Annotated in this window: 11 protein-coding genes; 8 read left to right on the plus strand and 3 right to left on the minus strand. The window is 67.2% G+C overall.

Annotated elements, in window-relative coordinates:
- The first annotated feature begins 388 nt into the window (after positions 1-388).
- Positions 389-1,375 carry a heme o synthase gene (locus tag ACIA8C_RS38495; RefSeq protein ID WP_397143590.1) on the plus strand — a complete coding sequence of 329 codons (987 nt, stop codon included), beginning with the start codon at positions 389-391 and terminating at the stop codon, positions 1,373-1,375.
- An 84-nt stretch (positions 1,376-1,459) separates the two neighbouring features.
- On the opposite strand, the gene ACIA8C_RS38500 is transcribed toward ACIA8C_RS38495, so the two are convergent.
- The gene (locus tag ACIA8C_RS38500) at positions 1,460-2,887 is read right to left on the minus strand and encodes an FAD-dependent monooxygenase (RefSeq protein WP_397143592.1); all 1,428 of its coding nucleotides are present in this window, start codon (positions 2,885-2,887) and stop codon (positions 1,460-1,462) included.
- A gap of 90 nt (positions 2,888-2,977) precedes the next feature.
- Between ACIA8C_RS38500 and ACIA8C_RS38505 the strand changes: the two genes are divergently transcribed.
- Complete coding sequence (locus ACIA8C_RS38505) at positions 2,978-3,574, plus strand: TetR/AcrR family transcriptional regulator (protein WP_397143776.1); 597 nt, start codon at positions 2,978-2,980, stop codon at positions 3,572-3,574.
- Positions 3,575-3,583: 9 nt separating this feature from the next.
- On the opposite strand, the gene ACIA8C_RS38510 is transcribed toward ACIA8C_RS38505, so the two are convergent.
- Positions 3,584-4,549 (minus strand): quinone oxidoreductase family protein, encoded by a 966-nt coding sequence (locus ACIA8C_RS38510; protein WP_397143594.1) that lies wholly within the window; start codon positions 4,547-4,549, stop codon positions 3,584-3,586.
- Between the two features lie 115 nt (positions 4,550-4,664).
- On the opposite strand from ACIA8C_RS38510, the gene ACIA8C_RS38515 reads away from it, so the two are divergent.
- The 4 genes from ACIA8C_RS38515 (at position 4,665) to ACIA8C_RS38530 (ending at position 7,566) form a co-directional block, all read left to right on the plus strand.
- Entirely contained in the window at positions 4,665-5,015 is a 351-nt protein-coding gene (locus tag ACIA8C_RS38515) for a hypothetical protein (protein ID WP_397143596.1), read from the plus strand.
- A gap of 3 nt (positions 5,016-5,018) precedes the next feature.
- Positions 5,019-5,801: a transporter substrate-binding domain-containing protein gene (locus ACIA8C_RS38520; RefSeq protein WP_397143598.1), complete on the plus strand. Its 783-nt coding sequence runs from the start codon at positions 5,019-5,021 to the stop codon at positions 5,799-5,801.
- 121 nt (positions 5,802-5,922) lie between these two features.
- Positions 5,923-6,099 (plus strand): hypothetical protein, encoded by a 177-nt coding sequence (locus tag ACIA8C_RS38525; protein ID WP_397143600.1) that lies wholly within the window; start codon positions 5,923-5,925, stop codon positions 6,097-6,099.
- Between the two features lie 9 nt (positions 6,100-6,108).
- Complete coding sequence (locus ACIA8C_RS38530; protein ID WP_397143602.1) at positions 6,109-7,566, plus strand: flotillin family protein; 1,458 nt, start codon at positions 6,109-6,111, stop codon at positions 7,564-7,566.
- A gap of 58 nt (positions 7,567-7,624) precedes the next feature.
- On the opposite strand, the gene ACIA8C_RS38535 is transcribed toward ACIA8C_RS38530, so the two are convergent.
- On the minus strand, positions 7,625-8,536 hold the full coding sequence (locus ACIA8C_RS38535; RefSeq protein WP_397143604.1) for a 2-hydroxyacid dehydrogenase: 912 nt from the start codon (positions 8,534-8,536) through the stop codon (positions 7,625-7,627).
- Positions 8,537-8,725: 189 nt separating this feature from the next.
- On the opposite strand from ACIA8C_RS38535, the gene ACIA8C_RS38540 reads away from it, so the two are divergent.
- Positions 8,726-9,559, plus strand: a complete 834-nt coding sequence (locus ACIA8C_RS38540) for an MlaE family ABC transporter permease (RefSeq protein WP_396990937.1) — start codon at positions 8,726-8,728, stop codon at positions 9,557-9,559.
- A 74-nt stretch (positions 9,560-9,633) separates the two neighbouring features.
- Positions 9,634-10,428: an MlaE family ABC transporter permease gene (locus ACIA8C_RS38545; RefSeq protein ID WP_397143778.1), complete on the plus strand. Its 795-nt coding sequence runs from the start codon at positions 9,634-9,636 to the stop codon at positions 10,426-10,428.

Consider the following 10,428-nt stretch of genomic DNA (forward strand, 5'->3'; position numbering starts at 1 on the left):
CGCGCGTCCGAGCTGTCGAGACTCGCGCCTGCGGCGCATGCGCTTCGACAGCTCGGACGCGCGACGGGCCGCGAACGCGCTCGTATGACTCGCTTTGTGCGGGGCGGGTTGGGGCGATATGTCACGAGGGGGTTCGCTACAGGAGTGTGTGCTGCCGCGCGGTGCGTATTGCCCCGTGTGCTGGACCACATTTCGGAACTTGTTGCGTGGGGCTATGCGCGGAGCAGGGTCGGCGGGGGTCTACCATCCTCTGTAGTAGTAGCCGCGCCGCACGGCCGAAGGGGCGCCGAGGCGGGCGAAGGTCCAGCTCTCGCGCATCCAGGTCGGCGGGACCGAGCGCGCTGCTTGGTCCATGCCGGATGCGATGCACAGCGTGCGAGGAGAAACAGTGCGGATTGGGCAACAGCCGGGTGGCAATGACGCGCACGGCTCCGCTCCCACGGTGCTGGCCGACCGGTTCACGGGTCCTGGCCTGCCGTCCCGACTGACCCGGCGGGTGCTCGCGTACATCGCGCTCACCAAGCCGCGGGTCATCGAACTGCTGCTGGTCGCGACGATTCCGACGATGCTGCTCGCCGACCGCGGGCACATCGACATCCGCCTCATCCTGGTCACCCTTTTCGGTGGCTGGATGGGCGCGGCCAGCGCGAACACCCTGAACTGCGTCGCCGACGCCGATATCGACAAGGTGATGAAGCGGACCGCGAAGCGCCCGCTGGCCAGGGAGGCGGTGCCCACCTCGCACGCCTTCGTGTTCGGTGTGCTGCTCGGCCTGGCCTCGTTCGCCTGGTTGTGGTGGCAGGCGAATCTGCTCAGCGGCGTGCTGGTGGTCGCGACGATCCTGTTCTACGTCTTCGTCTACACCCTCGGTCTCAAGCGCCGCACCTCACAGAACGTGGTGTGGGGCGGCGCCGCGGGCTGCATGCCCGCCCTGGTCGGCTGGTCCGCGGCCACCGGCGGCATCGGCTGGCCGGCGATCGCGCTGTTCGGTGTCATCTTCTTCTGGACGCCGCCGCACACCTGGGCGCTGGCCATGCGCTACAAGGAGGACTACCGCGCGGCGGGCGTCCCGATGCTGCCGGTGGTGGCGACCGAGCAGGTGGTGACCAAGCAGATCGTCATCTACACCTGGCTCACCGTGCTCACCACGCTCGCATTGGTCCCGGCGACCGGCGTGGTCTACGCGGCCGTTGCGCTGGTGGCCGGAGCGTGGTTCCTGCTGATGGCGCACCAGCTCTACTCCGGCGTGCGGCGCGGTGAGTCGGTGAAGCCGCTGCGGTTGTTCTTGCAGTCGAACAACTATCTCGCCGTGGTGTTCTGCGGCCTCGCGGTGGATTCGGTGCTCGGCTGGGACACGATCGGCAGTCTGTTCTAAGCGCACGGATCCGATAGCGCGTCCCTCCTGCGCCGGGATTTGCCGACGAATTCGTGAGCGGCAGGACGAGATGTCCGCGGCAGTTCAGGCGCGGTGGCCGAGGTAGCCGTCGGGACGGATCCGGACGCGAGTACCGGGCTCGGCGGCATACGCGGTGAACGCGTGGCCTTCGATATCGATGACGTGCCGCTCGGACGCCGCGGTGCCGGGGCGGACCACTACGTAGACCGCCACGCCCGGTTCCTCCGGAAGTTCACCGGCCTCGCCGAAGCACAGCACCGTCGCGTGCGGACCACGGAACAGGTCGAACAAGCGAATCGGGTTGCCTGCCATGTCTTTCAGCGGTGCGTCGGGAGCGCGATCGCCCGCGACGAGCGGCCGGTGGTCGTTGATGTCGCGGTAGCTGATGTCGAGCTGCTGGGTTTCCGGGCCGCGTTCCATCGCGTCTTCGGCACCGTCGACCAGTTTGTCCAGCAATGCCGAGCTCACGCCGAGCACCCGGGCGGCGACCGTTCGGCGCTCGGATTCGTAGCTGTCCAACAGTGATTCGTCACCGTGCAGCGCGGCGGCCAGCTTCCATCCGAGGTTGTACGCGTCCTGGATGCCCGTGTTCATGCCCTGCCCGCCGGTGGGCGGATGCACGTGCGCCGCGTCGCCGGCCAGGAAGACGCGTCCGTCGCGGAACCGTTCGGCCAGCCGGACATTCGGCCGCCACACCGTCACCCAGGTCAGGTCGGTCAGCGTGATGTCGGTGCGGCCGGAGTAGCGGTCGACATACTCCTGGAGGACGGCGAGAGTCGGCTCGGCATCGCCGGTCAGCGGGGCCGCGAACTGGAACTGGTGTCCACCGGGCAAGGGGGACATGGCGATTCCCTCCATCGGCCGATCGGCCCCGGCGAACCAGTAGCCGAACTCGTGGTCGAGTGCGTCGGCCCGGACATCGCCGAGCAGGATCCGCAGTGATTCGTCGGTGCTGCCCTCGAACGCGATGCCGAGCGCCTTACGTACCGTGCTGCTGCCGCCGTCTGCGCCGACCAGGTAGGCGGCGCGGACGGTCTCGTCGACGCCGTCGCGGGTCAGCGTCGCGGTGACGCCGGTCGCGTCCTGTGCGAATTGCGCCAGGGCCGTGCCGAGTTCGACACGCACACCGAATTCGGCGAGTCGATCGCGCAGGATCGCCTCGGTCCTGGACTGCCCGAGCACCCACGGATTGGGGTAGGGGAGTGCGGGCGTCGGCGCGATCGGCTCCCACATCCGGCGCTCACCGGCGAACTCGCCGCCGAGGTAGGCCCGCATGATCGGCACCGGGATGCCCGCGGCCAGTACCGCGTCCAGCACGCCGAGGTCGTCGAACACCTCCAGGGTGCGGGGCTGGATGCCGTCGCCGCGCGAGCCTGCGAAGAACTCGGTGGCCTGGTCGATGACGCGCACCGGGATATTCCGGCGGGCCAGATCGAGGGCGAGGGTCAGGCCGGTGGGTCCGGCACCGGCGACGAGTACCTGGTTCTGCACGATTTCTCCTAGATGAACCAACATTCAATGAATTCTGATTCAGTATTGGAGTTGGTACGTTCCCTGTCAAGGAGGTGGGTGCAGGTGTCGATGAGTCGCAAGGAGAAGTCGGCCGAGACCGAGCTCGCGCTGAAGGCGGCGGCCCTACGGCTGTTCGCGGAGCGTGGCTACCTGAACACCAAGATCGTCGACATCACGACCGCGGCCAATCGCGCGGCCGGGTCGTTCTACAACCATTTCGCGAGCAAGGAAGAACTACTCCAGGCGCTGCTGAACGACGTCGCGGCAGCGGGTGATGTGACGGCGGAAGGCCCCGACCACAGCCCGGACTTCACCGATCCGGCGGCGATCCGCTTCCACGTCGAGGGGTACTGGGTCGCGGCGAGGCAGCACTGGGCGGTATTTCGATCGATCCAGCAAGCGGCTCTGGTCAACGACGAATTCGCCAGGCAGGCGGGGCAATTCGCGATTCAGCAGCGACGCGACATCGCCGATCATCTGGACGGGTTCGGTCCGCGTGGGCTCACCTTGCCGAGCACGCCGGATGCGAGCCTGGCCATGATGTTCTTGCTCACCACCGGCATGGTGCAGGCCGTCGAAGAAGGCACCGTCGAACTGACCGACAAGCAGGCGGTAGAAGCTTTGACCCGCTTCATCTACCGAGGTCTCACCGGGCTCGACTACTAACGCGGCGGGTTAGGGGATCAGGACGATCGAGCCGGTTGTCTTGCGGGCCTCGAGGTCGCGGTGGGCGCGTTCGGCCTCGGCGAGGGGGTAGGTTTCGCCGACCAGGATGCGTAGGGTGCCTTCGGCGATGGCGTTGAAGACATCCGTTGCGCGCCAGGTCAATTCGGCGCGGTCGCGGGTGTAGAAGGCGAGACTGGGGCGGGTGACGAAGAGGGAACCCGCGCCGTTGAGGCGCTGCAGGTCGAAGGGCGGGACGGGGCCGCTGGCCGCGCCGAAGAGGGCGAGCATGCCGCGCACGCGCAGCGACGCGAGACTCGCCTCGAAGGTGGACGCGCCGACTCCGTCGTAAACGGCGGCGACGCCGACGCCGTTGGTGAGCGCGCGGACGTGGTCGGCGAGGTTGTCGTCGTAGCGCAGCACCTCGGCGGCGCCCGCCTCGCGGGACAACTTTTCCTTCGCGTCGGTGGACACCGTGCTGATCACCCGGGCGCCGCGGGCCACGGCGAGCTGGGTCAGGATCAGGCCGACGCCGCCCGCGCCCGCATGCACGAGGACAGTCTCGCCGGGCTCAGGTGTGTAGATCGATTCGAGCAGGTAGTGCGCGGTCATCCCTTGAAGCAACGCGGAGGCGGCGACCGGCGGCTCGACATCGTCATGCACCTGGATGGCGACTGCGGCGTTCACCGCGACCTTCTCGGCGTAACTGCCGGGTCCAGTCGCCCAGGCCACCCGGTCGCCGACCGCGAACTCGGTGACAGCCGCGCCGACCTGAGAGACCACACCGGTGGCCTCGGAGCCGGGGATGTAGGGCACGGCTTGCGGATAACGCCCGGTGCGAATGTAGGTGTCGATGTAGTTGATGCCGACCGCTTGTACGTCGACGAGCAGCTGATCAGGGCCGATTTGTGGGTCTGGCACATCGACGTACCGCAGTACTTCGGGACCACCGTGTTCGGACACCTGGATCGCACGCATGAGTTCTGTTCTACACCCACTCGGCATGGGCGTCCGATCCGGAGGAGGGCCTGCGCGCGCCGACAATCCGGCACGGGGACTGGACCGTTTCCTACTGGTCGGTAAACTACGGTCCATGAGTGCTCATGCCGCCACGGCCCCAGTGAAGTTGTCGGGCGCCCTCGTGGAGTCCGTCAAGGGATTCGTCGCCGATCACGACGGTTCGGCCACCGCCGTGCTGCAGCCGGTCGGCCGCGCCGGTGTCCGCGTGACGCTGGTCGGTGCCGACGGCATCCTCGGCGACCGCGTCGTCGCCGACCTGGCGACCGCGAAGGAGCTCGTCGCCACCGTCGACGGCCTCACCGAGGCCGACGAGTGGGACCGCGAGCTCACCTCGATCGTCACCCCGCGCAAGTCGCACTGGACCAAGATGGCGGGCTGGGTAGCCCGGCAGAAGAAGTTCCCCAAGGCGCGCAACGAGAGCTGAGCGATGCGCGGAACACGACTGGTCGGCGCGGCGCTGCTGGCCGGGACAGTCCTTGTCGCACCGGCGATTCCGGCCGGAGCCGAGCCGAATGCCCTGCGCGTGTGCACGCCGGGGGACTATCCGCCGTATGCGATCGCCGAGGGGGCGGGCGAATATCGGGGCGTAGACATCGATCTGGCGCGCGGCTTCGCCGAGGTCCTCCGCCGACCGGCCGAATTCGTTCCGGTCACTTGGGCGACCCTGAGGACGGATTTCGCTGAGCGACAGTGCGATATCGCCGTCGGCGGCATCTCCGACTCGCCCGCCCGCCGCGCCTTCGCCGACTTCTCGATCACCTACGGCACCGACGGCAAGACGCCGATCACCCGGCGCGGCAACGACACCGACTACTCGACGATCGAGCAGATCAACCGCCCCGAGGTGCGGGTGATCGCGAACCGCGGCGGCACCAACGAGGAGTTCGCCCGCAAGAACTTCCCCGACGCCCAACTCACCCTCTGGCCGGAGAATCTCACCATCTTCGACGAGGTCGAACAGGGCCGAGTCGACGTCTTCGTCACCGACGGCGTCGAGGGCCGCTACCGCGTTCGTCAACACCCCGCCCTCCAGGTCCTGCACCCCGACAAGCCATTCGACTCGTTCGGCAAGGTGCTGCTGATCCGCAAGGACGCCCCACTTCTGTCCACCGCGCTCAACGCTTGGCTAGCAACACAACTCGCCACAGGCGGCGTAGACCACCTATTCGCCCAGTGGATCGGTCCGAACCCGACCGCCCCCGTCGGCTGACCCCGTATCGGTTTTGTAAAAATGCTTGCGGCAGGGGATTCGGTGGGGTCACCGTGAAGGGTCGAACTGCGGCGGGGTCGGAGGAGTGGTGGCGACAGATGTAATCGGCAAGATTGCGCGCGTGACCGCGGCAATCCGGCCGGACCATCTCGGTGAGGTGGTGATCGAGGTGCGGGCGGGGACCGAACGATTCCTGGCGCGGGCCGCCGACGGGACGACAACCATTCCGAAGCACACCCAGGTTCTCGTGACGGGGAGCCTGGGCGGGCGCACGGTCGAAGTCACTCCCTGGAAATGAAGGTGCATCATGGACGTCCAACTTTTGGTCGTCATCGGGTTCGTCGTCGTCGCTCTTATCGCATTGGCCGTGCTGTTCCGCCTGTCCTGGCGGGTCGCGGAACCCGATGAGGCACTGATTATTTCGGGTTTCCGCGCGGGTGAAGGACCATCAGGGGTCGGCGAGAGCATGGGCTTCCGGATCGTCACCGGCCGCGGCTGCTTCGTCATGCCCGGCCTCACCAAGGTGCGCTTCATTTCGCTGGAAGCACACGAGAGCCAGATCCAGGTGCCGTGCGTGAGCCAGCAGAAGATCAACCTGCAACTCGGCGGGGTGGTGGTGTACAAGATCGGCGACGACTACCGGTCCATCGCCAACGCGGCGCGCCGCTTCCTGGATCGTCCGGCCGAGGAGCTGGAAACCAAGGTGCAGAACGTGTTTGTCGGGCACCTGCGGGCCATCGCGGGCTCGATGACCGTCGAGGACATGATCAGCGATCAGGACAAGTTCTCCGAGCAGGTGCGTGACCGGTGCTCACAGGAGATGGAGTCCTTCGGCCTGGTAATCGACAGTTTCCAGATCCAATCGATCGCCAGTGGCTCCAATTACATTGCCAACCTGGCGATTCCGCATCAGGCGGCGGTCGAGCAGAAGGCGCGGATCGCGCGGGCCAACGCCGACCGGGAGGCCATCGAGCAGGAGCAGGCGGCGCAGCGGCAGATCGCGCTCGCTATGCGCGACACCCAGATCAAGAAGGCGGAGTATCAGGCCGAGATCGACAGCGCCAGTCAGGAAGCCGCACAGCAGGGCCCGCTCGCGGAGGCCACGGCGCGGCAGGCGGTGGTCGAGGTGGCGACGAAGGTCTCCCAGCTGGAAGCGCAGCAGATGGAACAGCAGCTGCAGGTGGACGTGCGCAAGCCCGCCGACGCCGAGGCCTACCGGCAGACAACCCTCGCGACCGCCAACCGCGACGCCAGGATCAGCCAGGCCGAGGCCGATGCCCAGGAAACCAGGTTGCGCGCGGAAGCCGCTGCGGCACAGACGAAGATGCAGGCCCTCGCCGAGGCGGAGTCGATCAAGCTGCGCGCGGCGGCACAGGCCGACGCCACCCGCCTGGCCGGCCAAGCGGAAGCCGACGCGATCAAGGCACGCGGCCTGGCCGAGGCGGACGCGGTCCGCGCGCACATGGCAGCCGAGGCTGCGGGTATCCAGCTGCGGTCCGAGGCGATGAGTCAGAACCAGGAGGCGGTGATCGCCCAGCAGATCGCCGAGAAACTGCCGCAGATCGTCGCGGCGGCCGCGGCCCCGTTCGAGCACATCGACAGTTTCACCGTGCTCAACGGTGCCCAGGGGGTGACCTCGGCGCTCGCCGAGATCATTCAGCAGGCGGGCGCGCTCACCTCGATGGCCCGTGAATCACTGGCCCCGGCAATGACTTCCGGCGTCAAGCCGGCGGAGAACGGCCAGGTCGGTGCCGACCGGCCGTAGTAGCTCGGCGACTTCGCGCTGACTGCGGAGTCATTCGGCAGAACCTGGTGCGCGACGCTCAATATTCGCCGCGTACCAGGTTTTTCGGCTCTTCGCCCGCGATGAAGCGGATGATCTCCGCGCGGACGACGGCGTAGCCGCGTTCGTAACTGCCGGTGCTGCTGCCGCCGACGTGCGGGGTGAGTAGCAGGTTCGGCGCGGTCCATAGCGGGTGGCCCGGTGGGAGCGGTTCGGGGTCGGTGACGTCCAGCGCGGCGCGCAGTCGGCCCGATTGCAGTTCGGCGAGCAGGGCGTCGGTGTCGACGATCGGACCGCGCGCGATGTTGACCAGAATGGCGTTGTCGTCCATCGCGGCGAGGAACGCGGCGTCGACCATGCCGGTGGTCCGGGAAGTGACCGGGACAGTTAGCACGACGACGTCATGTCCGGGGATCAGGCCGGGTAGTTCGTCGACGCCGTGCACGCCATCGCGGGCCCGGCTGCCGACCAGGGTCACCGTGGTGTCGAAGCCGGTCAGCCTGCGGATCAATTCGGCGGCCAGGTCGCCCGCGCCGACCACCAGAATCCGTTTGCCGATCAGCGTCTCTGTCTGATGGAAGGTCCATTGCTGCGCGCGCTTGGCATCGGTAAAGCCGCCGAGTTCACGGTAGATATGCAAGAGCGCGGCCAGTACCCACTCGGCCGAGCTGCCGCCATGTGCGCCGCGTCCGGTGGATAGGCGCACCCCGTCGGGCAATTGGCTGATCCATCCTTCGGCGCCCGCGGTCATCGTCTGCACCAGTCGCAGCTTGGGCAGTCGGGTCAGGTCGACCGTGTCGGCCCGGGAAAGGAACTTGGGCACCAGCACTTCCGCGTGTTCCGCGCCGTCGGGCAGCGGCTCGCCCGCGCTGTATCGCACCAGTTGTACCCCGTCGATTCCGGACAGCGCCGCGACGCCATAGTCGTCCGGCACCAGAACAATGACCGCCATGCAGGCCAGGTTAGCGGCCCCGAGTGCGCCCGGCTCCGCCGGACTTTTTCCGGCCGGTCGGCCCGCGGAAACGCATTTGTCCGCAACTGTCTCAGTCGGTGGGCCGATCGGGCCGAAACGGCCGCAGAGTGACATATCAGTCGGTTAAATTAGGCCTCGCCGGGGGGAGCCGGTGGAATAGAGGTAGCTGTGGTCGTAGACAGGGTCGCTCGGGTGTCCGAGCCACTGGTGCGGTGGGGATTCGATCTCGTGCTGAAGAGTCTGCAGACCTTCGGCCGGACAATACAACTCGCGGCCGCCGCGTTCAGCTTCCTCGTCGGCGACCTCCTGAGGCTGCGCCATCCGTGGCGGGAGACGGTGCAGCAGGGCTGGTTCATCGTCAGCGTCACCGCCATTCCCGCTGTGCTGGTGGCGATTCCGTTCGGCGTGATCGTCTCGGTCCAGGTCGGCAGCCTGACCCAGCAGGTCGGCGCCACCTCGGTGGCCGGCGCGGCGGGCGGACTCGGCGTCATCCGGCAGGGCGCGCCGATGGTGACCGCGCTGCTGCTCGGCGGCGCGGCCGGGTCGGCGATCGCCTCGGATCTCGGGGCCCGCACGATCCGCGAGGAAGTAGACGCGTTGCGCACCATGGGAATCGACCCCGTGCGACGGCTGGTCACGCCGCGGCTTGCGGCGATGATCGTGCTGACGCCGCTGCTGTGCCTGCTGGTCATCTTCATGGGTGTGTTCACCGGTTACGTGGTGGCGGTGGGCTTCCAGGGGGTGACGCCGGGCAGCTACCTTTCCTCGTTCGCGGCCTTCGCGACCATGGCCGATCTCGCGGTGGCGATCGCGAAGTCGGTCGTATTCGGGGTGATCGTGCTGATCGTCGCCTGCCAGCGCGGGCTGGAGGCGACGCACGGGCCGAAGGGCGTCGCGAACGCGGTGAACGCGGCCGTGGTAATCGGCGTGATCGCCGCGTTCGGCGTGAATCTCGTAATCACCCAGCTGGTTTCGATGTTTCTGCCGCAAAAGGTGGGCTGATGACTGAAGTTCCCGCTCAGTATCGGCCGTTCGGCCGGGCCGGTCGCCTCGTCGAGCGCGGCGCGCGCGGACCCATGACCCTGTTCGAATCACTCGGCCACCAACTGACTTTCGTCATCCAGGTGCTCGCCGCGGTGCCGCACACGCTGCGCGCCTATCGCCGTCAGACCATGCTGATCCTCACCGATATCACTTGGGGCAGCGGCAATATCATCGTCGGTGGCGGCACCGTTGCGGTGCTGGTCTTCCTCGGCATCGCGGTCGGCGGCTCGATCGGCGTCGAGGGATTCACCGCGCTGAACATGGTCGGCATGGGTCCATTGACCGGATTCGTCTCCGCGTACGCGAACACCAGGGAGATGGCGCCGATGGTGGCCGCGATCGGTTTCGCGGCGCAGGCGGGCTGCCGGATGACCGCCGAGATCGGCGCAATGCGCATCTCCGAGGAGATCGACGCGCTGGAAGCCATTGGCATCCGGCCGATTCCGTTCGTGGTGAGCACCAGGGTGATCGCCGGGATGATCACCATCGTCCCGCTCTACCTGCTGACGCTGATCCTCAGCTACCTGTCCTGCGCGGTGGTCGTCAACGTGCTGCACGGTCAATCCTCGGGCACCTACTACCACTACTTCGACGCCTTCCTGCAACCCGGCGACGTGATCGCGTCGCTGATCAAGGCGACGGTCTTCGTGGTGATGATCATCCTGATCCACGGCTACCAGGGTTTCTACGCGACCGGTGGACCAGAAGGGGTCGGGCGCGCGTCGGGCCGGGCGATCCGGGCAAGCCTGGTACTCGTGGTGATCGCAGACATGATCATAACGATCGTCTTCTGGGGTCTCGATGTCGGAATCAAGATTTCGGGGTGA

Origin of the sequence: Nocardia sp. NPDC051321 (assembly GCF_044455225.1) — a bacterium.
Classification (GTDB): Bacteria; Actinomycetota; Actinomycetes; order Mycobacteriales; family Mycobacteriaceae; genus Nocardia.